Source organism: Winogradskyella sp. MH6, from assembly GCF_022810765.1.
Classification (GTDB): domain Bacteria; phylum Bacteroidota; class Bacteroidia; order Flavobacteriales; family Flavobacteriaceae; genus Winogradskyella.
Genome location: NZ_CP094494.1, coordinates 535,726 through 562,588, shown reverse-complemented (window position 1 = coordinate 562,588; position 26,863 = coordinate 535,726). Strand labels below are relative to the sequence as shown.

General features: G+C 34.3%; 27 protein-coding genes. 21 read left to right on the top strand and 6 right to left on the bottom strand.

The window, feature by feature from the left end; genetic code table 11:
- From MST30_RS02750 to MST30_RS02725, 6 genes are all read left to right on the top strand, one after another.
- On the top strand, window positions 1-645 hold the full coding sequence (locus tag MST30_RS02750; RefSeq protein ID WP_243472884.1) for an NADH:ubiquinone reductase (Na(+)-transporting) subunit D: 645 nt from the start codon (window positions 1-3) through the stop codon (window positions 643-645).
- Window positions 646-729: 84 nt separating this feature from the next.
- Window positions 730-1,464 (top strand): NADH:ubiquinone reductase (Na(+)-transporting) subunit E, encoded by a 735-nt coding sequence (nqrE, locus tag MST30_RS02745; protein WP_243472883.1) that lies wholly within the window; start codon window positions 730-732, stop codon window positions 1,462-1,464.
- 12 nt (window positions 1,465-1,476) lie between these two features.
- Entirely contained in the window at window positions 1,477-2,787 is a 1,311-nt protein-coding gene (gene nqrF / locus MST30_RS02740) for an NADH:ubiquinone reductase (Na(+)-transporting) subunit F (RefSeq protein WP_243473846.1), read from the top strand.
- 159 nt (window positions 2,788-2,946) lie between these two features.
- Entirely contained in the window at window positions 2,947-3,819 is an 873-nt protein-coding gene (gene lipA, locus MST30_RS02735) for a lipoyl synthase (protein WP_243472882.1), read from the top strand.
- Entirely contained in the window at window positions 3,819-4,835 is a 1,017-nt protein-coding gene (gene gap, locus MST30_RS02730; RefSeq protein WP_243472881.1) for a type I glyceraldehyde-3-phosphate dehydrogenase, read from the top strand. The genes lipA and gap overlap by 1 nt, the downstream gene beginning before the upstream one ends.
- 29 nt (window positions 4,836-4,864) lie before the next feature.
- Window positions 4,865-7,102, top strand: coding sequence for a tetratricopeptide repeat-containing hybrid sensor histidine kinase/response regulator (locus tag MST30_RS02725; RefSeq protein ID WP_243472880.1), 2,238 nt, complete (start codon window positions 4,865-4,867; stop codon window positions 7,100-7,102).
- On the opposite strand, the gene lpxK is transcribed toward MST30_RS02725, so the two are convergent.
- Window positions 7,099-8,100 carry a tetraacyldisaccharide 4'-kinase gene (gene lpxK / locus MST30_RS02720; protein WP_243472879.1) on the bottom strand — a complete coding sequence of 334 codons (1,002 nt, stop codon included), beginning with the start codon at window positions 8,098-8,100 and terminating at the stop codon, window positions 7,099-7,101. The genes MST30_RS02725 and lpxK overlap by 4 nt on opposite strands.
- Before the next feature lie 41 nt (window positions 8,101-8,141).
- Here lpxK and MST30_RS02715 point away from each other — a divergent pair, with 41 nt between their 5' ends.
- The 3 genes from MST30_RS02715 to msrA all read left to right on the top strand — a co-directional run bounded on the left by MST30_RS02715 (window position 8,142) and on the right by msrA (window position 10,817).
- Complete coding sequence (locus MST30_RS02715; RefSeq protein WP_243472878.1) at window positions 8,142-9,236, top strand: Nif3-like dinuclear metal center hexameric protein; 1,095 nt, start codon at window positions 8,142-8,144, stop codon at window positions 9,234-9,236.
- 2 nt (window positions 9,237-9,238) lie between these two features.
- Window positions 9,239-10,024 (top strand): zinc ribbon domain-containing protein, encoded by a 786-nt coding sequence (locus tag MST30_RS02710; RefSeq protein WP_243472877.1) that lies wholly within the window; start codon window positions 9,239-9,241, stop codon window positions 10,022-10,024.
- Between the two features lie 130 nt (window positions 10,025-10,154).
- Window positions 10,155-10,817, top strand: coding sequence for a peptide-methionine (S)-S-oxide reductase MsrA (gene msrA, locus MST30_RS02705; RefSeq protein WP_243472876.1), 663 nt, complete (start codon window positions 10,155-10,157; stop codon window positions 10,815-10,817).
- Window positions 10,818-10,852: 35 nt separating this feature from the next.
- Here the strand turns inward: msrA and MST30_RS02700 are convergent, their stop codons facing one another.
- Entirely contained in the window at window positions 10,853-11,653 is an 801-nt protein-coding gene (locus MST30_RS02700) for a class I SAM-dependent methyltransferase (protein WP_243472875.1), read from the bottom strand.
- Between the two features lie 39 nt (window positions 11,654-11,692).
- Between MST30_RS02700 and MST30_RS02695 the strand changes: the two genes are divergently transcribed.
- The gene (locus MST30_RS02695) at window positions 11,693-12,376 is read left to right on the top strand and encodes a hypothetical protein (RefSeq protein WP_243472874.1); all 684 of its coding nucleotides are present in this window, start codon (window positions 11,693-11,695) and stop codon (window positions 12,374-12,376) included.
- 148 nt (window positions 12,377-12,524) lie between these two features.
- On the opposite strand, the gene MST30_RS02690 is transcribed toward MST30_RS02695, so the two are convergent.
- A complete protein-coding gene (locus MST30_RS02690; RefSeq protein WP_243472873.1) occupies window positions 12,525-12,944 on the bottom strand; it encodes a (4Fe-4S)-binding protein in 420 nt (139 codons plus the stop codon).
- 140 nt (window positions 12,945-13,084) lie between these two features.
- Here MST30_RS02690 and kynU point away from each other — a divergent pair, with 140 nt between their 5' ends.
- The 11 genes from kynU to MST30_RS02635 all read left to right on the top strand — a co-directional run bounded on the left by kynU (window position 13,085) and on the right by MST30_RS02635 (window position 22,489).
- The gene (gene kynU, locus MST30_RS02685) at window positions 13,085-14,353 is read left to right on the top strand and encodes a kynureninase (RefSeq protein WP_243472872.1); all 1,269 of its coding nucleotides are present in this window, start codon (window positions 13,085-13,087) and stop codon (window positions 14,351-14,353) included.
- A gap of 71 nt (window positions 14,354-14,424) precedes the next feature.
- Complete coding sequence (locus tag MST30_RS02680; RefSeq protein WP_243472871.1) at window positions 14,425-15,828, top strand: FAD-dependent oxidoreductase; 1,404 nt, start codon at window positions 14,425-14,427, stop codon at window positions 15,826-15,828.
- Window positions 15,829-15,840: 12 nt separating this feature from the next.
- A complete protein-coding gene (locus MST30_RS02675; protein ID WP_243472870.1) occupies window positions 15,841-16,254 on the top strand; it encodes a RidA family protein in 414 nt (137 codons plus the stop codon).
- Window position 16,255: 1 nt separating this feature from the next.
- Window positions 16,256-16,888, top strand: coding sequence for a hypothetical protein (locus tag MST30_RS02670; protein WP_243472869.1), 633 nt, complete (start codon window positions 16,256-16,258; stop codon window positions 16,886-16,888).
- On the top strand, window positions 16,889-18,328 hold the full coding sequence (locus tag MST30_RS02665; protein ID WP_243472868.1) for an aldehyde dehydrogenase: 1,440 nt from the start codon (window positions 16,889-16,891) through the stop codon (window positions 18,326-18,328).
- Window positions 18,329-18,338: 10 nt separating this feature from the next.
- Entirely contained in the window at window positions 18,339-18,869 is a 531-nt protein-coding gene (locus tag MST30_RS02660) for a PsbP-related protein (RefSeq protein ID WP_243472867.1), read from the top strand.
- Window positions 18,870-19,652: an SDR family oxidoreductase gene (locus MST30_RS02655; protein ID WP_243472866.1), complete on the top strand. Its 783-nt coding sequence runs from the start codon at window positions 18,870-18,872 to the stop codon at window positions 19,650-19,652.
- A gap of 188 nt (window positions 19,653-19,840) precedes the next feature.
- Window positions 19,841-20,377: a 3-hydroxyanthranilate 3,4-dioxygenase gene (locus tag MST30_RS02650; RefSeq protein ID WP_243472865.1), complete on the top strand. Its 537-nt coding sequence runs from the start codon at window positions 19,841-19,843 to the stop codon at window positions 20,375-20,377.
- Between the two features lie 75 nt (window positions 20,378-20,452).
- Window positions 20,453-21,538, top strand: a complete 1,086-nt coding sequence (locus MST30_RS02645) for an amidohydrolase family protein (RefSeq protein ID WP_243472864.1) — start codon at window positions 20,453-20,455, stop codon at window positions 21,536-21,538.
- A gap of 56 nt (window positions 21,539-21,594) precedes the next feature.
- Window positions 21,595-21,822, top strand: coding sequence for a hypothetical protein (locus tag MST30_RS02640; RefSeq protein WP_243472863.1), 228 nt, complete (start codon window positions 21,595-21,597; stop codon window positions 21,820-21,822).
- Between the two features lie 25 nt (window positions 21,823-21,847).
- Window positions 21,848-22,489, top strand: coding sequence for an O-methyltransferase (locus tag MST30_RS02635; RefSeq protein WP_243472862.1), 642 nt, complete (start codon window positions 21,848-21,850; stop codon window positions 22,487-22,489).
- 56 nt (window positions 22,490-22,545) lie between these two features.
- On the opposite strand, the gene MST30_RS02630 is transcribed toward MST30_RS02635, so the two are convergent.
- From MST30_RS02630 to MST30_RS02620, 3 genes are all read right to left on the bottom strand, one after another.
- Complete coding sequence (locus tag MST30_RS02630) at window positions 22,546-24,045, bottom strand: S8 family peptidase (protein WP_243472861.1); 1,500 nt, start codon at window positions 24,043-24,045, stop codon at window positions 22,546-22,548.
- A gap of 116 nt (window positions 24,046-24,161) precedes the next feature.
- Window positions 24,162-24,452 (bottom strand): Sec-independent protein translocase subunit TatA/TatB, encoded by a 291-nt coding sequence (locus tag MST30_RS02625; protein ID WP_243472860.1) that lies wholly within the window; start codon window positions 24,450-24,452, stop codon window positions 24,162-24,164.
- 78 nt (window positions 24,453-24,530) lie between these two features.
- Window positions 24,531-26,828, bottom strand: a complete 2,298-nt coding sequence (locus MST30_RS02620; RefSeq protein WP_243472859.1) for a M1 family metallopeptidase — start codon at window positions 26,826-26,828, stop codon at window positions 24,531-24,533.
- Window positions 26,829-26,863: the final 35 nt, after the last annotated feature.

Genomic DNA, 26,863 nt, shown 5'->3' with positions numbered 1-26,863 from the left:
ATGGGACTTTTATCAAAAAAAGATGCCAAGTTAATTACAGATCCATTAGCGGATAACAACCCAATTACAATTCAAGTATTAGGTATATGTTCTGCTCTGGCAATTACAGCGCAATTAAAAGCGTCTATAGTAATGGCAATATCAGTAATGGCTGTATTGGGAATAGGAAACGTGGTTATCTCTTTAATGAGAAATATCATTCCTTCTAAAATTAGAATTATAGTTCAGCTTGTAGTGGTAGCGGCTTTAGTAATTATAGTTGATCAGGTACTTAAAGCTTTCTCATATGAATTAAGTAAAACCCTATCTGTATTTGTTGGACTTATTATTACAAACTGTATTATCATGGGACGTTTTGAAGCTTTCGCTTTAGGTAATGGACCATGGAGATCATTTCTTGATGGTATTGGTAATGCCGCAGGTTATGGTTTAATATTAATAATAGTAGGATTTTTTAGAGAACTTTTAGGTTCTGGTACTTTATTAGGTTTTAAAGTATTGGGTGACCCTATTGAAAAAACAGGGCTATATTCCATAGGTTATGAAAATAACGGTTTCATGTTATTATCACCAATGGCACTTATAGTTGTAGGCATTATTATTTGGGTACAACGTTCAAGAAATAAAGACTTAATAGAAGACTAATAATTAAGTAATCAGTAAATAAGTTACAAGTATGCAGATTTGCTACTGATGACTGAAAGCTGAAAACTGAAGACTTTTAAAAATATGGAACATATAGAATTATTTTTCAAATCGATATTTATAGATAACATGGTATTTGCGACATTCCTTGGAATGTGTTCTTACCTTGCTGTATCTAAAAAAGTATCTACTGCAGTTGGTCTAGGTGCTGCTGTAATTTTCGTATTAGCAATTACAGTGCCTTTAAACTGGTTGTTAGATCAATATATATTACAACCTGGAGCTTTAAAATGGTTAGGTGAAGAGTATGCAGTTTATGATTTAAGCTTCTTATCCTTTATCATGTTTATTGCTACTATCGCAACAATGGTACAATTAGTAGAAATAGTGGTTGAGAAATTTTCACCATCACTTTATAACTCACTAGGTATATTCTTACCATTAATTGCTGTAAACTGTGCTATTTTAGGTGGTTCTTTATTTATGCAATCTAGAGAAATACCAACCTTAGGTTTGGCAACAACTTATGGTGTAGGTTCTGGTATCGGTTGGTTCTTGGCTATTTTAGCCATTGCAGCTATCCGTGAAAAAATTAGATATAGTAACGTACCACCAGCTTTAAGAGGTTTGGGTATTACGTTTATTATAACAGGTTTAATGGCGATTGGTTTTATGAGTTTTGGTGGAATGTTGACAGGAGGTGATGAAGATTCAAAATCCGAAAACCAAACTGCAACTGTCGAAACAATAAAAGAAGAAGTTAACAAAGAAGCTAAAGTTGAGTCTAACTTAAATGTAGCTGAAAATACAAACAAGTAATTGATTAGTATGATGATATTAGCCGCAAATACAATCGGAACAATAGTAGCAACAGTAAGTGCATTTTTATTAGTCACATTAGTACTAGTCGCATTATTATTATTTGTAAAACAAAAATTATCACCATCTGGTCCTGTAAAGATTACTATTAATGGTGAAAAGGAATTAGAAGTAGCTTCAGGCGGTACGCTTTTAAGTACTCTAGGTGGTCAAAAAGTCTTTTTACCATCAGCTTGTGGTGGAGGAGGAACTTGTATTCAATGTGAGTGCCATGTATTGTCTGGTGGTGGTGAAGCATTACCAACTGAAACTCCTCACTTTTCTAGAAAAGAATTACAGCACGGAGCACGTTTAGCGTGTCAGGTAAAAGTAAAGCAGGATATGGAAATTACCATTCCTGAAGAAATTTTTGGTATTAAAAAATGGGAAGCTGTTGTTGTACGTAACTATAACGTGGCATCCTTTATCAAGGAATTCGTAGTCGAGATTCCTGAAGATATGAATTATAAAGCAGGTGGATATATTCAGATTGAAATTCCACCATGTGAAATTAAATATTCAGATATAGATATTACAGCACACCCAGAAGAGCATGAAACTCCAGATAAGTTTCAAGCAGAATGGGATAAGTTTGGTCTTTGGCCTTTAGTAATGAAAAATACTGAAACTGTAGAGCGTGCATACTCTATGGCTTCTTACCCAGCAGAAGGTAGAGAAATTATGCTTAATGTACGTATTGCTACTCCGCCATGGGATCGTTCTAAAAACCAATGGATGAATGTAAATCCAGGTGTAGCATCATCGTATATATTTGCTCAAAAGCCAGGTGATAAAGTTGTAATTTCTGGACCATACGGAGAATTCTTTATCAATGAGTCTGATAGCGAAATGCTTTATGTAGGTGGTGGAGCAGGTATGGCGCCAATGCGTTCACACTTATATCACTTATTCAAAACATTAAAAACTGGTCGTAAAGTAACATATTGGTACGGAGGACGTTCTAAACGTGAGTTGTTCTATTTAGAGCATTTCAGAGAGTTAGAAAGAGATTTCCCTAACTTTAAATTTTACTTAGCATTATCTGAACCTTTAGAAGAAGATAACTGGAAAGTGAAGAAAGACATTAATGATGAAGCAGGTGACGGTTTTGTAGGATTTATTCATAACTGTGTGATTGATAATTACCTAAGCCTTCATGATGCACCAGAAGATATCGAATTATACTTCTGTGGTCCACCATTAATGAACCAAGCTGTTCAAAAAATGGGTGAGGATTTTGGTATCCCAGATGAGCACATTAGATTTGACGACTTTGGTGGATAAACACTAAAGTAAACTATACAGAAAATCCTATTCAGAATTAATTTTGAATAGGATTTTTTTATTGTGTTAATGTTTCGCTAATGTGTACAATGCTTTCTTTGCTAAAATCTTTCTTTAATTATTTACTTCGTATCTTTGACCTCTAGAAAAAGAATGTGAATGGAAACTAAAGTTGCTTCAAATATACTGCCAGAACGTAAGCCTAAATGGTTAAGAGTTAAGCTTCCAACAGGAAAAAAATATACTGAGCTAAGAAGCTTGGTGGATAAGTACAAGTTGAATACTATTTGTACCTCCGGAAGTTGCCCAAACATGGGAGAATGTTGGGGAGAAGGAACAGCAACCTTTATGATATTGGGTAATGTGTGTACGCGCTCTTGTGGCTTCTGTGGTGTTAAGACTGGAAGACCAGAAACGGTAGATTGGGATGAACCAGAAAAAGTGGCTCGTTCAATAAAACTGATGCAAATTAAACATGCAGTTTTAACGAGTGTAGATAGAGACGACCTTAAAGACATGGGAAGCATTATGTGGGCAGAAACAGTTAAGGCTGTTAGACGTATGAACCCTGAAACCACATTAGAAACTTTAATTCCAGATTTTCAAGGCATAGAAAGACACATCGATAGAATTGTTGAGGTAGCTCCAGAAGTGGTATCGCACAATATTGAAACCGTACGTCGCCTAACCAGAGAAGTGCGCATACAAGCTAAGTATGATCGTAGTATGGGTGTTTTAAAGTATTTAAAACAACAAGGACAGCGTAGAACCAAATCTGGTATTATGCTAGGTCTGGGAGAAACTAAAGAAGAAGTTATTGCAACGCTTCACGATCTTAGAGAAAATGATGTTGATGTGGTTACTATTGGGCAATATCTGCAACCGTCAAAGAAACACTTACCAGTGCAACGTTTTATAAATCCAGATGAGTTTGACGAGTACAAAGCAGTAGGACTAGAGCTTGGATTTAGACATGTTGAAAGTAGTGCACTAGTAAGATCTTCTTACAAAGCTCAAAAGCATATTAATTAATGATTAGAGTTGCCATAAACGGTTTCGGTAGAATTGGCCGACGTGTGTTTAGGTTAGCACTAAATCATCCTAAAATACAGATTGTAGCTATCAACGATTTGGCTGATGCTAAAACATTAAGCCACCTTCTTAAATACGATAGCATACATGGAGTTCTTAACAACGATGTATCTTTTAATACACATAATGTCATAGTAGATGGAGTTGAGATTCCGTTATTCAATGAAAAGCATCCAAAAACAATTAATTGGAAAAGCGTTCAGCCAGATATCGTTATTGAATCTACCGGGAAATTCAAAACCAAATCAGAGCTTCAGCATCATATTAATAATGGAGCCAAACAAGTTATACTATCTGTTCCGCCAATTGAAGACGATATTAAAACCATAGTTTTAGGCGTTAATGATAAAAGCATAGAAGGTTCTGAGACTATTATTTCTAATGCTTCTTGTACTACTAACAATGCAGCACCAATGATAGCATTGATCAAAGCGCATTTTGGTATTAAACAAGCTTATATTACAACCGTACATTCCTATACGACAGATCAAAGTTTACACGATCAACCGCATAGAGATTTAAGAAGAGCGAGAGCTGCAGGTCAATCTATTGTGCCAACTACAACAGGTGCAGCCAAAGCATTAACTAAAATTTTCCCTGATTTATCCAATGTCATTGGTGGTTGTGGTATTAGAGTACCTGTTGCAAATGGTTCTCTTACCGATATTACTATTAATGTTGAAAGAGATACAACTATAGAAGAAGTAAATTCTATTTTTAAGAAGGCATCTCAAGGTGCACTAAAAGGTATTTTAGAATATACCGAAGATCCAATAGTTTCAATAGATATCGTAGGTAATTCACATTCTTGTATCTTCGATTCTCAGATGACCTCTGTCATCGGGAATATGGTAAAAATAGTGGGCTGGTACGATAATGAAACGGGTTACAGTTCAAGAATTTTAGATTTAATTTGCAATTTATCGGATAAAAAAGCACTTTTGTCGAATAAATAATTATATTTGTTCTAATAAATAGAGCTGAAATGTCCCGAATCAAATATCACATATTTGTTTTTTTAGCATGTTTTTCTAGTCTGCTTTTTGCACAACAAGGGGTTGTGGAAGATGCGGACATGCTTGCTTTACGCCTTCAAGAGCGTGTTAGCCAAGCGAAAATAGAAACCGACAGAGGTGATTATTACAATGCTTTAAATAACCTTGATAAGGCTCTAGAGATTTCAAAAACCATTGAAGACGTAATAAGCCAAGGGACAATACTTACTAAAATGGCCAGAGTACGTTACTTAGTTGGTGAAACCGACAAGGGCAATGTGGCACTCGGAAAAGCGGTAGAATTACAACGAGAAAATAACGATTACGGAAATCTTGCCGTTAGTTATAACATTCAGGGTGTTGTATACAGCACTAACGAGAAGTATGAACTTGCTCTAGAGTATTATAATTCTGCTAAAAACTTGTTTGAGCAAGAGGATTTGGAAGAGTATATTTCTGAGGTTACTTTAAATGAAGCCAAAGCATATATTGCGCTTGGTAGATATGAAGAAGCTAAAACACAGCTCGAAAAGACGATTATCATTGCTAAAAAATATGAGCAAAGAAGAGTTTTGAGTAGTGCCCTAATTCAGTCTGGTAAAGTCTCAAGTGCACTTAACAGTAATGATTTGGCTTTGTCTCAAGTAGAAGAAGGACTTTCTATAGCAAAAACTTACAAGATTGTTGAAAATATTAATGATGCTTATATAACCCTAAGTGAGATACATGAAAAAAGAGGTGACTATAAAAGTTCATTAGAGAATATAACGAAACATCTTCGTCTTTCAGATTCTATATTAGATGTAAAGCGTGAGAACTTAGCGCCAGGAATTTCTAGCCAATTTATCAATAAATATAAAGACGCTCAAAATGAGCAGTTAAAACAACAAATTGATGAGGTGAGCGCAGAGAGTAATTTTACAAGAATTACAACCATCTTAAGTATTGCCTTAATTACAATTCTGTCGTTATTAACCTTATCGTTATATAAAAACAATAATATTAGGCTAAAGACTAACAATATGCTTCACAAAAAAAATGATGAACTTATTGTTGCTAAAGAAAAAGCCGAGCTCGCTTCAAAAACAAAAGCTAACTTTTTGTCTACGGTAACACATGAGCTAAGAACTCCGCTATATGCAGTTACAGGTTTAACAAATATGTTGTTAGATGAAAGTCCTAAGGAGCATCAAGTACCGCATTTAAAATCACTAAAATTTTCCGGAGATTATTTATTGACATTTATTAATGATATTCTTCAAATCAATAAAATTGAAGCTAATAAAGTTGAACTCGATCCAGAGGTATTCAACCTTAAAAATAAAATAGAAAATGTAATGTCTGCCTTAGGCAATTCTGCTAAAGATAATGGCACCACATTACATTTTAACTATGAAGATGGGTTGCCAGAAACTTATAACGGTGACCAATTAAAGATTTCCCAAATCTTAATCAACCTACTAGGAAATGCTATTAAATTCACAAAAGATGGTGACATCTGGGTAAGAGCGTACAAAATTGACCAAAAGGACAATAAATACACCTTACGTTTTGAAATTGAAGACAATGGCATTGGTATTACAAAAGAAAAGCAAGATCAAATGTTTGAGAGCTTCTCCCAAGGCTCCGTACAGATTAACCGTAAATACGGTGGAACAGGTCTTGGTTTGTCTATTGTAAAAGGACTTATCAAAATTCTTAAAGGTAAAATCTATTTGAAGAGTGAACTTGGAAAAGGTACCACATTCTTTTTTGAGATTCCATTAGAGAAGGCTGAGAAAGTTGATACACCTACGGTAGAAGAAACTAAACAATCAAATAAGATGGAAGATTTGGATCTAAGCAATGTTAAGATTTTAATTGTCGAGGACAATAAAATCAACCAGATGATTACCAAAAAGATTCTCAACAAAATGGGACTTTATTGTGATGTAGTTGATAATGGTGAAGCTGCCGTAGAACAAGTAAAATCAACAGATTATAATGTTGTTTTAATGGATATTCATATGCCAGGTATTAGCGGTTTAGAAGCCACAAAGATTATTAGAACTTTCAATAAGGACTTAGTCATTTTTGCGCTTACAGCGGTAACGCTAGAGGATAAGATGCATGAGTTTGGAGAAGCTGGGTTTAATGATATTATCTCTAAACCATTTAAACAAGAAGATTTTGAAGGTAAGCTATACGATGTCCTTTCTGGTAAGGAAGTAGTATCTAGTTTCTTTTAGTAGTCTACAAAAGATTTAATAGCATCATCAAAAACATCTTTTCTATCAATAGTGATTTCAATAGGAAGGTAGAATAATTTAGATTCTAAACTTTCATTGTCGGTTAATCGAACAAAATCTTTTTCCGTAGTAATAATCAATTCTTTTTTTGCCAATTCTTCAATATCATTTATTCTGAAGCTATAGTGATCAGGAAACTCTAAATGATTAAATTTTAACCCTTTATTTTTTAGAAATTCAACTAAAGGTTTCGCATTAGCAATACCAGTTACAAGCGTAAATTCTGATAAAGATTGTAATGCTATTTCAGAATGCGAAGAAATAACCTTTTCAGCATAGTTTATAGAGCTGAATACTAATTTTTGATGTGGCTTTATTTTTAGGTCTTTAGATATTTTACTTTTTTCACTTTCAGAGATATCTGCAGGGCATTTAGTTACAACAATAATATCAGCACGCTTAGCACCAGATTTTGGTTCTCGTAAGTTTCCTGTTGGTAATACAATGTCATTACCATAGAGGTTGTAATAAGCTGTAAGCAAGATATTAAAACCAGCTTTTACTTTTCGGTGTTGGTATGCGTCGTCTAGTAAAATAACTTCAGGTTTATCCTCTAATTTTAGCAACTGTGCAATACCATTTTGACGATTGCCATCTACAGCAACTTTTATATCCTTAAATTTTCTGTAAAATTGATAAGGTTCATCACCAATGGTGTCTGCGGTTGCACCTTGATCGGCTATCTCGTAACCTTCAGTTATACGTTTGTAACCTCTGCTAAGAGTAGCAACAGATTTTTTATCTTTTAGTAATCGAATCAAATACTCTATCATCGGTGTTTTTCCTGTGCCACCAGTACTAAGGTTTCCAACGCAAATAATAGGAATATCATACGATTTTGAAGACTTAATACCTTTGTCGAATAACCAATTCCTAAACCACGTAATCAAATAGTAAATTGGCACAACAGGAAACAATATGATGCGTAGAAATTTCACAAGCACTAAATTATATTATTTTTGAAAACAAATATACGCTTATGATAGTACAAGACGTAATAAATCATTTACACGAGTTAGCACCCTTAAACTATGCTGAAGATTTTGATAATGTAGGCCTTTTGGTAGGTGATAAAAATCAAACAGTTTCGGGTATTTTGGTAGCCTTAGATACGCTTGAAGCCGTTGTTGATGAAGCCATAGAAAACAATTGTAATCTTATTGTAAGTTTTCATCCCATTATTTTTAAAGGTCTAAAAAAGTTAACAGGTAAAACGTACGTAGAGCGTGTGGTGATAAAAGCTATTCAACATAATATTGCCATTTTCTCCATACATACGGCTCTAGATAATGCATTTCAAGGTGTAAATTCTATAATATGCAATCAGTTACAATTACAGAATAAGAAGATTTTAATGCCCCAATCAGGTACACTAAAAAAGTTACAAACCTATGTGCCAAAAGATAATGCAGAAGCATTAAGAGTAGCTTTATTTAATGCTGGTGCAGGTAATATTGGTAATTATGATTCTTGCAGTTTTAATCTTGAAGGCAAAGGAACTTACAGAGGTAACGAAGATTCTAATCCTACAATAGGAAAACAAGGTGATTTGCATACCGAAAGTGAAACTCAAATTTCAGTTGTGTTTGCGAAACATCTTGAGGCTAAAGTTTTAAAAGCACTTTTTAATACACATCCATACGAAGAAGTTGCTTATGAAGTCACTACTTTAGATAATTCTAATCAATATATAGGAATGGGAATGATAGGTGAGCTTAAAACTGAGATGGATGAGATTGAATGTCTAAAATATATAAAGCAAAAAATGAATACTGAGTGTGTTAGGTATTCAAAATTATTAGGCAAACCAATAAAAAAGATAGCAGTTTTGGGAGGTTCGGGTAGTTTTGCAATTGGCGCAGCAAAAGCTTCTGGTGCAGACTTATTGGTTACCGCAGACCTTAAATATCATGATTTTTTTAGTGCAGAAAACAGTATTGTATTGGCAGATATAGGTCATTATGAGAGCGAACAGTTCACAAAATCGTTTTTAGTAGACTATCTCTCGAAAAAAATTACTAATTTTGCAGTCGTTTTATCAAAGACAAATACAAATCCGGTAAAGTATTTATAATTATGGCGAAAAAAGCTGAAGTGACTGTAGAAGAGCGTTTAAGAGCGCTTTATGATTTACAGTTAATTGACTCTAGAGTAGATGAAATAAGAAATGTAAGAGGAGAACTTCCTTTAGAAGTAAGAGATTTAGAAGATGAGGTAGAAGGGTTGAATACCAGACTAGAGAAATTAAATGACAGTCTTGCTGTTATAGATGATGAGATTAAAGGAAAGAAAAATTTAATCGAAGAAGCAAAAGCTTTAATCAAAAAGTATAGCGAGCAACAAAACAACGTTAGAAATAACAGAGAATACAATTCCTTAACTAAGGAAATTGAATTTCAGGAATTAGAAATTCAATTAGCTGAAAAGCATATCAAAGAATTTAAGGCGCAAATAGAGCAGAAAAAAGATGTTATTTCTGAAACTAAAGACCGTTTAAAGGATCGTAAAGATCACCTTAAGCACAAAAAAGGTGAGCTAAACGAAATCTTAAAAGAAACTGAAAAAGAAGAAGAAGCGCTTATTGGTAAATCTGAAGAGTACCAAAAGAAAATTGATGAGCGTTTAGTAAAAGCATATCTAAGAATTAGAAATAACGTAAAGAATGGTTTAGCTGTTGTGCCAATAGAGCGTGGTGCATCTGGTGGTTCTTTCTTTACTATTCCACCACAAGTGCAAGTAGAAATTGCTTCACGTAAAAAAGTAATTACTGATGAGCATAGTGGTCGTATCTTAGTAGACGCTGCTTTAGCAGATGAAGAAAAAGAAAAAATGGATAAGTTATTTGCTAAGCTAGCAAAGTAATTGCCATTAAATAATATTCAAAAAAGCCTTCACAAACTGTGAGGGCTTTTTTTATTTAATATAACTTTAAAAGATTTCTTTTTAAGGAATTGTATTTTTATACGTCAATAGAAAAAGAAAAAAGAAATCCATGAAAAAGTTACTTATTATTTTAAGCATAAGTTTGTGCTTTAATTGTCATAACCAGGCGCAAACCAATCCAAAACAACAAGAAATAATTAATGCAGAACCTGTAGAAGTTCCTATGGAAGATGGTAAGGCAAAAGCCTATTTTGCCAGTGGATGTTTTTGGTGTGTAGAAGCAATTTATGAAAGTGTAAAAGGTGTTGAAGAGGTTTACAGTGGTTTTTCAGGAGGACATACAGATGATATTACTTATGAAAAAAGTCATTCTGGTACAACAGGACATGCAGAAGCTGTTGAAGTGATTTACGATCCAGAGGTTGTGAGTTTTTCAACATTGGTAGATGTGTATTTTGGTTCTCAGAATCCGACGCAAGTTAATGGTCAAGGGCCAGATAAAGGACCACAATACCGATCAATCATATTTTATCAAAATGATGAGCAAAAACAAATTATAGAGGATAAGAAAGCAGCTCTTGCAAAAGAATTAGACGCAACAGTCGCAGCTGAAGTATATCCATTCTTAAAATTTTATAAGGCTTCAGATTATCATCAGGATTTTGAAAAGCGAAATCCAAATCAAAGTTATGTGAGAGCAGTTTCTATTCCTCGATTAAATCGTTTTAAAGCAAAATTTCCTGAATTATTAAAAGACGAAGAAAAACATTAATTAAAAAGTAATAGCCTGAAATTTGTTTCAGGCTATTACTTTTTTGTCGCCTTAATCTCAAAAATCATAGGAAATAATTGGTTTTTCATCTTATATAATCCTGTTTCAGTTTTTATCAAATCAGGAAATACATCATAAGGACTTTCATCATATTCGTTAAGGTGGTCTGTTTGTAAACCTGCTTCTATAAGAGCATTTATTACTTCACTCAACCCATGATTCCAGCCATATTCCTTACTCACCATTTTTGAAGATTGATTAGCATACGTACCTTCGTATTCTTCATAAATCACCTCGTCTTGACTGTAATGATATTTTAGTTTTGGTTTACCATCAACATAATCAAACATCCAAAGAATAGGATGAAATTCAACCATATAAAAAGTACCATCAACCTTAAGGCGTTCAGCAATCATCTTAGCCCAAGGCTTTAAGTCGGGTAACCATCCAATAACTCCATAACTCGTATAGACAATATCAAAGGTTTTATTAATGTGCTTTGATGTGTCTAAAACATTGCAGCATATAAACTCAGCATCAAGCTTCAATTCGTCATTAAGCTTCTTGGCAAGCTTTATACCTTCATCACTTAAATCTACACCAACACATTGCGCTCCCATACGTTGCCAACTTAAGGTGTCTTGTCCAAAATGACATTGTAGATGTAAAAGCGATTTTCCATTGACATCTCTCAAAGCCTTCAATTCATATGGCATTAAAGAAGATTTGCCTGATTTAAAAGACTCTAAATCATACATCTTACTTTCTGCATGTACAGCTACTTTTTTGTTCCAGGTTTCCTTATTAACATCAAAATAATTAGTGTACTTATTCATGGTTGATTAATTTTGATGTAATTTAAAACATCTTTTTATATGAAACCGCTTTGTTTGAGCTTTATATGCCTATTAATTCTTTCATCATGCAAATCCGAAAAGAAAGAAACTACTATTGAGGAAGAAGTAATAGAAATGAGTATTGCTGAGAAAATTGCCAATGCTCACGGTTACGAGAGTTGGAAAGATGTTGAAAAAGTAGCTTTTACGTTTAAGGTTGATAGAGATTCAATTAAAGGAAATGGAAGAAGATGGACTTGGGAACCAAAGAAAGACAGAGTAACCTATTCAATAGGTAGAGATTCAATAATTGTAATAGAAAGGAGTAAAATCGACTCAACGAATATTAGCATAGACAAAGCTTTTATAAATGACAAATTTTGGTTTTTAGTACCATTTCAGTTGGTTTGGGATACGTCTGCAACTATTTCCGAGCCCAAAAAAGTAGAATCACCTATAAAAAAAGACATTTTGCAAATGATAACTATTACGTATCCAGACGAAGGTGGTTACACACCAGGAGATGCTTACGATATTTATTTTGATGAGAACTATTTAATTAAAGAATGGTCTTACAGGCAAGGGAATTCTCCAGAACCATCATTGTCTAATACATTTGAAAACTATCAGAATTTTAATGGAATTAAGATTGCAATAGACCATAAAAAAGATAATGGTAATTGGAATTTAAATTTCACAGATGTTAGCGTAACATTAGAATAAGGAAATTAAAAATTTTGGCATTACTTTTGAAACCTATAATGTAAGTTTCACGTGGGTCAAACCGACTTAAAACGTATAGCTTACATTTTCCGCCTTATGGCGTCTATATATTCAAGCACTTTAATTTACGAGTTAAAGTGCTTTTTTCTTATCCTTCAAAATCTTGCTTAATATGGGCTCCATCACAGTATGGTTTGTTTTGTGAAGCACCGCAACGACAAAACGCTGTTGTTTTGTTTTTGGTTTCTTTTTTTCCATCTTTGTGAGTAACTTTAAGTGTTCCATAAATCAAGAGCGGACCATTTTCTAATACCTCAATTTTAGTTTCTAAAGTCTCAGATGTTTTGTCTTCAGTGTCATTCATATAATAGCTCAGTGCACCCGAAGGACATTTTTTAACGGTTTCAATAATTTTATCGGTTGTTGAGGAGTCAATTTTTATCCAAGGTCGTTCTTTAGGTTGAAAAACATTTGGTAAACCCTTTACGCACATTGCAGAGTGTATGCATTTTTCAGCCTTCCAAACAACAGAGACTTCACCGTTAGTATATTCTTTTGTCTTACTCATATACTTTTTTCACAATTGTGAGAATTTTTAAATTAGACTTCTTTTTTCTAAAGATACTTAAAATTTTAATGCTTAAAAACACCTTTAATCCCTCATATTAAATCCTTATTTTTGTTACAAACTGAAAAATCAATACTACATTGTCTGACTATAAAACAGGTCTTGATTACGCAAAAACACAAGACCAAAACGATTCTTTAGCGCAGTACCGCAATCAATTTCATATTCCAAAAGACAAAGACGGAAATGATTGGTTATACTTTACAGGAAACTCGTTAGGATTACAACCAAAAAGCACACAAAAGTACATTCAACAAGAATTAAACGATTGGGCAAACCTTGGTGTAGAAGGTCATTTTGAAGCCAAAAATCCTTGGATGCCATACCACGAATTCTTAACCGAAAGTATGGCAACAATTGTAGGTGCAAAACCTATAGAAGTTGTAGTGATGAACACGCTAACTACTAACCTACACTTGCTAATGGTTAGTTTTTATCAACCTACAAAAACCAAATATAAAATTGTAATTGAAAGTGATGCGTTTCCATCAGATCGATATGCTGTACAAACACAACTAGATTTTCATGGTTTTGATGCTAATGAAGGTTTAATTGAATGGAAACCTCGCGAAGGCGAAGAATTACTAAACATTGAAGATTTAGAAAACATTTTAGACCAACAAGGTGACGAAATTGCTTTACTTTTAATTGGTGGCGTTAATTATTACACTGGTCAATATTTAGATTTAAAACGAATTGCCGAATTAGGTCACGCCAAAAACTGTATGGTTGGTATCGATTTAGCTCATGGCGCAGGAAACATTCAACCAGAATTACACAACTCAGGAGTTGATTTTGCAGCTTGGTGTACTTACAAATATTTAAATTCTGGACCAGGTAGTTTAGCAGGTCTTTTCGTTCACGAAAAGCACGCACACAATAAAGATTTAAAACGTTTTGCAGGTTGGTGGAGTCACAATAAAGACACACGTTTTAACATGCGTCAGCCATTAGATGTTACACCTGGCGCTGAAGGTTGGCAACTTAGCAATCCGCCAATTTTATCTATGGCTGCCATAAAAGCATCTTTAGATATGTTTAATGAGGTTGGTATGGAAGCTTTACGCAAAAAATCAGAACAACTAACAGGTTATTTTGAGTTTTTAATTAAGGAATTAAACAACGATAAAATAAAAATAATTACACCAACAGATCCAAAACAACGTGGTTGCCAATTATCGATTCAAGTTAAAGATGCCGATAAAAGTTTACATCACAAATTAACCGAAGCCAACATTATTACAGATTGGCGCGAACCTGATGTGATTCGTTGCGCACCTGTACCACTTTACAACAGTTTTGAAGATGTATTTAGAATGGTTGAAAAGTTGAAAGAAATTTTAAATTAAAAAGTCACCTCGAGCGCAGTCGAGAGGTCACAAAAAAGGTCTCGACTGCGCTCGACCAGACAACTAACATAATGAAACAAAAAGAGAATATATTAATCATTGGCGCAGGTTTATGCGGTTCACTTTTAGCACTACGTTTAGCACAAAGAGGTTACAATGTCAATGTTTATGAAAGCAGACCAGATCTACGCACAACAGACATTTCCGCAGGAAAATCAATCAACCTTGCCTTATCAGATCGCGGTTTTAAAGCCTTACGTTTAGCTAGTGTTGAAGATAAAGCGCGTGAAATTTGCATACCTATGAAAGGCCGATTAATTCATGATATTGAAGGCAACACCTTTGCGTCCAACTATTCTGGTCGTGATAACGAATACATCAACTCAATTTCAAGAGGCGATTTAAATGGCATGTTATTAACCGAAGCCGATGAATACGATAATCTAACTATTCATTTTAATACAGAATGTGAAACAGTAGATTTAGATACAAACACCGTTCATTTTGTAAACCGAAACACAAAAGAAACGTTTAACGTCTCTGCAGACGTTATTTTTGGTACTGATGGAGCAGGTTCAGAATTAAGAAAAAGCTACTTTTTGCAGCGTAAATTCTTGTTTAGTTTTTCTCAAAATTTCTTAACGCATGGTTATAAAGAATTAGAAATTCCTGCAGCAGCAGACGGAAGTCATCAAATTAGTAAAGACTATTTACACATTTGGCCAAGAGGCGAATATATGCTTATCGCTTTAGCTAATTTGGACGGAAGCTTTACAGTTACCCTATTTTTAGGACATGAAGAAGGCACTTATAATTTCAAAGATTTAGATACTGAAGACAAAATAAAAGCCTTTTTCCAAGAGCAATTTCCGGATGCTTTAGCGCTAATTCCAAATATTGCTGAAGAATTTGCAAACAACCCAACAGGTGCGTTAGGAACTATAAAATGTTCACCTTGGCATTATCAGGGTAACACTTTAATTTTAGGTGATGCCGCGCATGCTGTTGTTCCGTTTTACGGTCAAGGAATGAATGCCTCTTTTGAAGATGTTGCTGTTTTAGATGGCATAATCGATAAACATGAAGGAGATTGGGAAACCATTTTTAAAACCTACCAATCGGTTAGAAAAGCAGATGCAGATGCTATTGGCGAATTAGCAGAAGAAAACTATTACGAAATGCGAGATCATGTTGCTAATCCTATTTTCAAGAAAAAACGCCAGCTAGAAATGCAATTAGAAAAACATTTCCCAGAGCAATATTTTTCAAAATATTCGATGGTCACATTCAATGAAAATATTGGCTATCATGAAGCTATGACCAAAGGTCGTGCGCAAGACAAAGCCATTTTAAACATGATTGCAGACAACGAGATTGATTTAAATGATGACCTTTCAGTTTTATTAAAAATAGTACAAGAAAAAACTAACGACATTATTGATGATGACAACGTTGCAAAAACGATGCATCATTAAGATAACAATATTATGAATACAAACGAAGGAACTAAAGTAACACCAAGAGGCGCGTATCCACACGTGAAAGTGGTTGGCGATTTCATTTTCGTTTCAGGAACCAGTTCAAGACGCGCAGACAATACTATTGCTGGTGTGGAACTTATTGACGAAATGAACACCAAAAAATTAGATATCGAAGTTCAAACCAGAGAAGTTTTAAAAAACATCGATAAAAATTTACAAACCGTTGGTGCAAGTCTAAAAGACGTGGTTGATGTGACCACTTTTTTAGTAAACATGAATGATTTTGCAGGTTATAACAAAGCCTACGGTGAGTTTTTTGAAAAAGCTACTGGACCAACAAGAACAACCGTTGCTGTACACCAGTTACCACATCCAGACTTATTGGTTGAGATTAAGGTGATGGCATATAAGAAACAATAATATGAAGAGAATTTTAATAGTTTTATTTCTTTTTTTCTCTATCAGTTCATTCGCTGATGCTGGTTATGCATATAGATTTCACTTAAATCTCCAATCTGAAAATGGAGAAATGATAAATGGGTACATCTACTTATATACTGAAAAGAAATTCATTAATGAATATAACGGGAACTTCAAAGAATATTATGAAGGTAAAGATGAAATTATATTATATTCTAATGTTATTACAATAAATTTAGGTGCTCTCATTTTAGACTTCACAAATGAAGACAACAAAACTAAAATTAAATTAAGTGATTTCTGGCGTATTGAAATTAATGAATTCGTTGATTTTGGAAATACAGATAGACTTTTTGAGCTATCAAAAGATGAGTTAAATTTAATTAAGGGTAATAAGCCTAAATCAACTTCAATATATAATGAAAAATACGCTGAAAATTGCAGCATAATATTACTTACATGGAATGAAAATGTAGAGTTATTAGAAGATAAAAACGAAATTTCAAAAAAAATGAAGTCTTTCGAAGAAGATTTTACTAAATATAATGACGAACTTAATCATTATTTTAGGAATAAGAAGAAGGTACTACTGAATAAAGGTGTTTTATTAATTTTTCATTGTGATGAGTTATAGATGAAAATTCAAAACTACATAAACGGAAAATTTTCCCTTCCAATTGCTAATGAGTGGATTGACAACTACAACCCTTCAAACGGTGAAGTTTATGGACAAATTCCAAACTCATCAAAAGAAGATGTAGAACAAGCTTTTAAAGCTGCTAAATCTGCTTTTCCAAGTTGGAGTCAAACCACTTTAGAAGAACGTAGCAGAATTCTAATTAAGATTTCAGAATTATTAGAAGTAAATCTAGACCGTTTTGCAGAAGCAGAAAGTAAGGACAACGGAAAACCAATAAGTCTTGCCAAAATGGTAGATATACCAAGAGCAGCAAGTAATTTCAGGTTTTTTGGTAATGCCATTACCCAATTTGCAAGCGAAAGTCACGAAAGCGTTGGTCAAAACGCTGTAAATTATACACTACGCCAACCTATTGGTGTTGTTGGCTGTATCAGTCCTTGGAATTTACCATTATATCTGTTCACTTGGAAAATTGCACCAGCAATCGCCGCAGGTAATTGCGTCGTTGCCAAACCAAGCGAAGTCACACCAATGACAGCTTATTTATTAGGCGAAATTTGTAATGAAGCTGGTTTACCAAAAGGTGTGTTGAATATTGTTCACGGTTTAGGCACTACGACTGGACAAGCTATTGTAGAGCATCCAAATATCAAAGCTATTAGTTTTACTGGCGGAACAGCAACTGGTGCACATATTGCCAAAGTTGCAGCACCTATGTTTAAAAAATTGTCTTTAGAATTAGGTGGAAAAAACCCAAATATCATCTTTGACGATTGTGATTATGAAGATATGCTGAATACTACAGTACGCTCGTCATTTGCTAATCAAGGTCAGATTTGTTTATGCGGAAGCCGAATTTTTGTAGAAGAAACTATTTATGAGAAATTCAAAGCAGACTTTGTAGAAAAAGTAAAAAGCTTGAAAGTTGGTCATCCTTTTGAAACAGACACCAATATTGGTGCTTTAGTTTCAAAACAGCATCTTGAAAAAGTAAAAAGTTACATCGAAATAGCTAAAGAAGAAGGCGCTACTATTTTATGTGGCGGAAACGAAGTTACTGTTGAAGGCTACGAAAACGGCTACTATTTACAACCAACAGTTATCGAGGTAAAAACAGACGATTGTCGCGTGAACCAAGAAGAAATTTTTGGTCCAGTAGTGACTATTATGCCTTTTAAAACCGAAGACGACGTGTTAGAAATGGCTAACAAAGTAAAATACGGATTATCAGCAACACTTTGGACGAATAATCTAAAACGAACGATGAGAATGAGCAACCAACTACAAGCAGGTATTGTTTGGGTAAACACTTGGATGATGCGCGATTTACGTACACCTTTTGGTGGCGTTAAAGCAAGTGGCGTTGGTCGCGAAGGTGGCTTTGAAGCTTTACGCTTTTTTACTGAGCCTAAAAATGTATGTATAAAATATTAAATCTATAGTTATGGGAAATAAATTATTGATGCTTTCAGCTTTGTTTTTTAGTTTAATACTTTTTGGTCAGAAAGATAATTGGAAGACGTTTGAAAAAGATAGCTATTCTATACAATATCCTAAAAGTTGGACCTATAGCGATCAGAAACCACAACCAATGGTTCAATTTGTATTATTGTCTGAAGAAGATTCACAAGAAGAGGATGAGTTTAGGGAAAATATAAATCTTTCTACTGAGTCTCTTCAAGGTCGTAAGATGACTCTTGATGCTTATGTAGAACTTGCTTTAGGTCAAGTTACGGAGCAAATACCATCTGCAAAAATTTTGGCTACTGAAGACGTTTCATTAAATGGAAAAAAAGCTAAATCTTTTATATGGACTGCAGATTTTGGAAATGGTGTCATGCTAAAATTCAAACAATATATCTTGATTAGTGATGGAACAGCCTATATATTAACCTTTACTAGTACTGAGGCTGAATTTGATGAATATGTAAACAAGGCAACAGATATACTTGATACTTTTAAAATTAATTCATAAATGAATCTAAACTTAAATAATAAATACGCATTAGTTTGTGGTAGCACAGCAGGTATTGGAAAAGCAACTGCTTTAGCTTTAGCTGAAGAAGGTGCAAATATCACGTTAGTAGCAAGAAACGAAGACAAATTAAAGGCTGTTTTAGCCGAATTACCAAAACACAGAAACCATGATTATATCGTAGCCGATTTTTCTAATCCGATGGAATTAAAAGAAAAAATTGAAAGCTATATTAAAAACAATCACGGATTTCATGTGTTGGTAAACAATACGGGCGGACCAGCTGGTGGACCAGTTTTTGATGCGAAAATTGAAGAATTTGAAAGCGCTTTTACACAGCATTTAAAATGTAATCATGTATTAGCACAAGCTGTTGTTCCGTTTATGAAAGATGAAAATTATGGACGTATTATTAATGTCATTTCTACATCTGTAAAACAGCCTTTAGACGGACTTGGGGTAAGCAATACCATTCGAGGTGCTGTAGCCAACTGGAGTAAAACGCTGGCTAATGAGCTTGGACAGTTTGGTATTACCGTTAACAATGTTTTACCTGGCGCAACAGGAACAGAGCGTTTAACCGAAATCATTAAAAACAAAAGTGCTAAAACTGGTAAAACAGAAGAAGAATCTGCTAACGCCATGAAAAGTGCTGTACCAGCAAAACGTTTTGCAAAACCAGAAGAATTAGCTGCTGCAATCACCTTTTTAGCAAGTGAATGTGCCAGTTATATTAACGGAATTAACCTTCCGGTTGATGGTGGTAGAACAAAAAGTTTATAAGCCTAATATTTCAAAAATATTATTCTTAATTTTATTGAATTGATGAATCTGCGTTAAGGATTGAAGCGACATCCTTTTTTACGTCAGTTTGAGTGTTTTGCGAAGCATGAGCAAAATGTATCGAAAACAAGTAAAAAAGATATAGCGTAAAGCCTGACCCGATAGGGTAACGCCCAAAATATTATACTATGAGCAAATTATATCCTCCAATTAATTTTAAAGCATGGATTGAAGAAAACCGTCATTTACTTAAACCACCAGTTGGTAATAAAGTGGTTTGGAAAGATGGTGATTTCATCGTAATGGTTGTTGGTGGACCAAATAGTCGTAAAGATTATCATTATAACGAAACACCAGAGTTTTTCTATCAAGTAGAAGGTGATATTGTTTTAAAAGTTATTGATGGTGGTGAACCTAGGGACATTCATATAAAAGAAGGTGAAATCTTTTTGTTGCCACCAAAAGTACCACATTCACCTCAACGTGGTGCAAATACGGTTGGTTTAGTGATAGAGTATCCACGTGAAGAAGGTGTGCAAGATGCATTACTTTGGTATTGCGAAAACTGTACTACCAAGCTATATGAAGAAGATTTTACCTTAGACAATATCGAAACCGATATGCCTAAAATTTTTGACGCTTACTATGGTGATAAAGTAAAACGTACTTGCCCTAATTGTGGGTCTATAATGGAACCACCTAAAAAGGTACAGTTAGAAGACTAGTTGTTAACATAACAAAGCAAACAATCTATTGTGAAATAAAAAAATCAAGACTATTATCTTGTTGTGATTTCTCCCATGAGCAAACGAAAACTTAGAATTAACGGCCATTCGCACTTATTACCTTATCCTGAAGAAATTCCTGAATTCATGAAAGATAAAGGGATCTTTTGGGTCGATAAAGATCGAAAATTCATGCTTCAAAAAGATTGGAACAGACCAATTACAGATTCTAGTTTTTTCTTGAATGAGAAATTAGCTTGGATGGAGCATTTTAAAATAGACCATGCAGTTGTTTTGAATTTATCTCAACTTTATGGTAACGGTCTTCGTTTAGAAGAGATGAAGCAAGCGTTGCGTTTTCAAAATGATTTTAATGCTCGTATTCAGCACGAAAATCCGAGCAAATTTACTACAGGTTTTGTTGTGCATCCTGGCTTTGTGCGTGGTGCTTGTTGGGAAATAGAGCGTTGTGTTGAGGTTTTGGGCATGCGCTTGTTGTGTTTGCCAACACATTATATGGATACTATAGGGACTTGGCGCTGTATTTTTGATGAGGAAAATGAACCTATTTTTGAACTGGCAGATAAGTACAACTTAGCCGTTGAGATTCATCCTTATGATGGTGAAAAATTTATAAAGCTTGAAAACACATCTTGGCGTTTTCATTTAATTTGGATGCTGGCACAATGTGCTGATGCTTATCATTTTTTGACTTTAAATGGTTATTACGAAAAGTATCCTAATATGCGTATTTGTTTTGCTCACGGAGGGCAAGTGGCACAAATTAATTTAGGACGACGTATTCAAGGTTTTGATGGTAGGCCAGATTTGTTTGAAGGTAAGGTACACCCAAGAAAAGCTGTGGGACATAAAAATATTTTCTTTGATACTTTGGTGCATGATACTGGTGGATTAGATCTTTTAATAAAAAACCAAGGTACAAAACAGGTTTTAATGGGATTGGACGACCCTTATCCTTTAGGTGAAATGGAAAGTGAAAAACAATCATCCTATCCAGGTAAAATACTAGATTTAGCCATAGAGCGAAAAATTATAAATGAAACTGAGCGAGATGCCATTTGGGAAGATAATGTTATACAGTGGTTGTGTGGTGATGATGAGCAGGCAAAAAAAGATTTGGTAGCAAGAATAACTTCATAGAGAACTAAACTTCATTTTTTTGTCTATATTTAAAATCTAATCATCAACTATAAATTATGAAAAAAGTAGGTTCTTACATGGCAATTATTGGTATTGCATTGATTTTATTGCCTTTTATTGGTTTAACTGTTAGATTCACAGATTGGATTTATAATTGGGGCGAAGGAGTCGCTTGGGCCATAAAAATAGGTTTGGTAGTCGTAGGAGCTGTGTTGTTTTTTCTAGGTAAGCCAGAGGCTGAAGAGGTTGAATTAGAGCTTCCGGAAGAACCAAAAGCCGAATAAAAATTCAATTTTAAATTTTATTGATATGTATTTTTTGCCAGAGGCATTAGACAATTATGTTGTTTCACATTCTGAGCAAGAACCAGAGTTGTTACAACAATTAACAAGAGAAACGTATCAGAAAATTTTACAACCTATCATGCTCAGTGGTCCATACCAAGGCAGAGTGCTGAGTATGATTTCTAAACTTGTAAATCCAAAATCTATTTTAGAATTAGGAACTTTTACAGGTTATGCTACATTGTGCTTAGCTGAAGGATTGCAAAAAGATGGAGTTATTCATACTATTGATATTAATGAAGAATTGTATGATTTTCAGCGTAAGTATTTTGATATGTCTGAATATGGATCTCAAATTATACAACACACAGGAAGCGCATTAGACATTATACCAGATTTAGATACTTCATTTGATTTGGTCTTTATTGATGCTGATAAACCCAATTATAGCAATTATTTCCATTTAATTATTGATAAGCTAAATTCAGGAGGTATTATACTTTCTGATAACGTGTTATGGCATGGAAAAGTCGTAGAAGAACTTAACGAAAAAGATGTTTCTACAAAAGCTGTTTTAGACTATAATACACTTTTAAAGGAAGACGAACGTATTGAAACAGTAATATTGCCAATACGAGACGGATTAACAATTAGTAGGAAGAAATAAAAAAGAGCTTTGTATTAATTCACAAAGCTCTTTTCAGTTTTTGATTGGTTATATTGCTATTGAACGGCTTGTAAAGCATCTATATTTCCATAGCCAAAACTACCATTTTTATTAGGATAGAATTCGGCCGATTGCTTCAATCTATTCAATACCTGAGTTCTAGACCAACTTGGATATCTAGACCAAATTAAGGCAGCTATACCAGCTGTTGTTGCTGTGGCTACAGATGAGCCACCAGTATATCTTCTTTGACCTGTGTTAAACCCTAAAACAGGAGGTGCTTTGCTAGTGTTGTTGTCTCCTTCCATAATAATGGTAAAGTCTATTTTACTTCCGCTATGGCATGTATCACATCTTTCATAATTAGATCCGTCGTCTACACCTGTAACCGCAACCGTTTCGCTCATTGTTGCAGGGAAGATGACTCCAAAGCCATTGGTAAAGCTTGTTGAAGTTCCACCTGCAGCAAAAATTAATTTTCCTTTACTATATGCGTATTTAACAGCATCTTTAATATTACCTATAGACCAAACATAACCTATTGACATGGAGATGATTTTAACATCGCTTCTGTTGCCTAATTGTGTTAGTGCCATAGATACACCTTTGCGTTCGTGGTAATCGTTTAAAAGAACATCTTCCGTAGCTCTATAAGCAACGAGGTTAGCATTATATGCTACACCAACTGGCATTCCGTCGTTGTTTCTTGGAGCTGCCATTGTAGAACCCATTGCAGTACCATGTCCGCATTTATCGTGTGGACCATCATAGTTGCTACTCCACCACCAAGAAGAGTCAATAAAAGTTCCGTATTTCTGAACAAATCGACCTGTTGAAGCTCCATCATTAAATCCAGATGAGTTTAATAGATATTGAGATGCAGAAATGCCAGTGTCTATAAGACCAATGGTTACACCAGATCCTGTACTATAATTCCATGCTTGAGGAATATTATGCTCACTAAAATGCCATGAAACCTGTGCATTGTTAGGGCTTACAGTTGAGTAATGTGCTGAATTTATAGTGTCAGGGTTTTTGTCGCAACCTGAACTGCTTTTAGCTGTAATTGAGTAGAGATTGTAGCCATTAGGTTCTAGATAGCGAACAAAGTCACTCTTTCTCAATTCAATTATGGTTTCAATTTTTGTAACTTCTACATCTATTACGTTAATAATTTCGTGCTCTACCAACTTTAAATCTTCTTTTTCAACAGCTTCGGTGTTTAATACAATACTAATTAATGCGCTTTTTTTAGATTGTAAAACAGGATCTTCTGTTTCGCTAAAGCTTTGACCAGGATTTCCATAACCGATGGTTAACACATTTTGTCCATGAACAACAGCACTCCATAAAAAATGCTCGTCTACGGCATTCCAATCGAAATCACCTGTATTTTCTATGGTTTCAGAAATTCTAGAATTAATTTGTTCAATGGTAAGTGGGTTTTTGGGAAATTGAACAGTTTCTGATTGGCTTTCAATATTGGTTTCATCTTTAGAACATGATACCAATACCATTACTACTAATAGTAATAGTTTGAAAAAGTTTCTTTTCATTTGATATGATTTAGACGGTTAGTAATTGTCTAAATATATTAAATAATTCTTCAAAAAATAGATTAAATAATGAAGATGTGTTAAAAAATTAATGTAAAAATAAAGAATATTGTACTTTACATTTTTCTTTTTACAGAGCCGGTAAAGTCTTCAAGATCGTCTTTTACCTTATTAATTTCTTGTTGAATCTCTTTTGCAGCATCAGTATCTATGATATTGCTTTCTTTAGCGCTTTTTGTAACTTCATGCTTTATATCGTTGGTAGCATCTTTTAAAGTACGCATACCTTTTCCCAAACCTCTTGCAATTTCAGGTAATTTATCTGCACCAAAAACCAATACTACAATGAATAGTATAAAAACAATTTCGGTTCCTCCGATAAATAATAATGTTGCTAATTGTATCACGATGCAAATATAGAGTGACTTTATGTAATAAAAAAAGCCGACTCGTTAAAGTCGGCTTTAATTTTAAATAAATTTTTCTTAATCTTTTATTTTGTTCTTAAACTTGTCGAAATCACTTTCTTTAGTTTCTCTTGGCCAAGAGTTATTTGATGTGTCGATATCCGCAGTTTCTAAGTCTGGATCTACAGTTATTGAAACAATTTCTTTATCTGTTGCTACAGCTCTGCTCACTTCTTTGTCATTGTATCTCCATATTTGTGCAGGATAGGTTATTTTTTCCTTTGAACCATCTGAATATTCATATTCCACTATTAAAGGCATTACTAATCCACCAGGTTTGTCAAAAGTTACTTGATAGAAATACTTTGGTGATTTTTTCATGTTCTTTTGTTCTTCTGCAGTGAAATTATCCATAATATATTCTTTCACTGTTGGAAGATCTTCTACAGACTTACCATTTTTTACAGCATCTTCATAGCCTTCATCACCTTCGCCAATAAAGTATACTAGTGCATTAGGATCCATGTTGTAACGCTCAGCTAACTTTCTTCCGTTTTCATTAGGATTGTTTGTTACGGCAAATTTCTTAACTTCTTTTACACCTATATCTGTATAGTCAGTAGTATAAAACCAACCTCTCCAGAACCAATCTAAATCTACAGCAGAGGCATCTTCCATAGTTCTAAAAAAGTCTTCAGGTGTTGGGTGTTTAAACATCCAGCGTCTAGCATATTCTCTAAATGAATAATCAAATAAATCACGTCCCATAATCGTTTCACGAAGTATATTTAAACCTGTTGCAGGTTTGCTATAGGCATTGCTTCCAAATTGATATGTATTTAATCCTTTGGTCATGATAGGTGCAATAAAATCTTGGTCACCTCCCATATATCTTACGATATTTTGAGCAGGTCCTCTACGTGAAGGATATTTGTCGTGTCCAGGAGATAAAGCCGTTGGATTCCACTCACCAAAATCTTGCTCTGCTACATACTGAACAAATGTGTTTAAACCTTCGTCCATCCATGTCCATTGACGCTCATCGCTATTTACAATCATAGGGAAGAAGTTGTGCCCAACTTCATGAATGATAACGCTTATCATTCCGTACTTCGTTCTATCAGAATAGTTGCCGTTTTCGTCAGGGCGTCCAAAATTGTAACAAATCATTGGGTACTCCATTCCCATTGGTGCGTGTACAGAGATAGCTTTGTGGTAAGGGTAATCAAAAGTCATACGAGAGTAAGACTTTAATGTACTCGCTACGGTTCTTGTAGACCATTGCTCCCAAAGCGGATTTCCTTCTTTAGAGTATAAGGAAACAGCCATTACATCTTTGTCTCCAATTTTTACGGCCATCATATCCCAAATGAATTTACGAGATGTGGCGAAGCCAAAATCTCTAACCATTTGTGCAGAAAGCTTCCATGTTTTTTTCTTGTTACTCTTCGTTTTTTCAGTTTTACGAGCTTCGTCTTCAGTTACAATCATTACAGGTTTGTCAAAAGACTTTTTTGCCTGATTGTAACGTTTCATCATACCTTTTGTAAAGACTTCTTCTCTGTTGGTTAAATAACCTGTACCGTCTAAGATATGGTCTGCAGGCACGGTAATATTTACATCAAAATCACCGAATGGTAATGCAAACTCATCTCTTCCCCAAAATTGAGAATTTTGCCAACCTTCTACATCATTATATACAGCCATACGTGGATAAAACTGTGCCATAACATAGATTCTGTTGTCATTTTCTTCAAAGTATTCGTAACCAGAGCGTCCGCCATCTTTAACGTGGTCGTTAATGTTGTACCACCATTTTATTTTGAATGAAAATTGATCTCCAGTTTTCATTGGTTTTGGTAATTCTATACGCATCATGGTGCGATTGATGGTGTGAGGTAAATCTTTACCATTAACATCCTTTACATGTTCTATATTGAAACCTCCATCAAAAGGTTCGTTAAGATATGTTTTTGCAGCTCTAGAAGCTGAAGTTGCAGGACCAATACCTGAGCTGTTGATTAAAGGTGTTTTAGAATCCTTAGCTCTCATGTTTTGGTCTAATTGTACCCAAAGGTATGTAAGCTCGTCTGGAGAATTGTTGGTGTAAGTAATAGTTTCGTTACCATACAGTTTGGCATTAACATCATCTATTTCTATATCCATTTTGTAGTCTGCTTGTTGTTGGTAGTAAGCAGGACCAGGTGCTCCAGAACCGGTTCTAAACATGTTTGGAGTTGCAAATTCATCATATAACTGTTTGAATTTGTTTTGGTTAGTGTGACCAGGTTTGCGCTCTGGCTTAATGTCGTTTTGTGCAAAAGTACTTGCCGAAACAAAAAGCATAGCACCAAAGAAGTACTTGAAAAATTTCATTACAATTAGTGTTATTTAAAAATGATTCCGAAAAT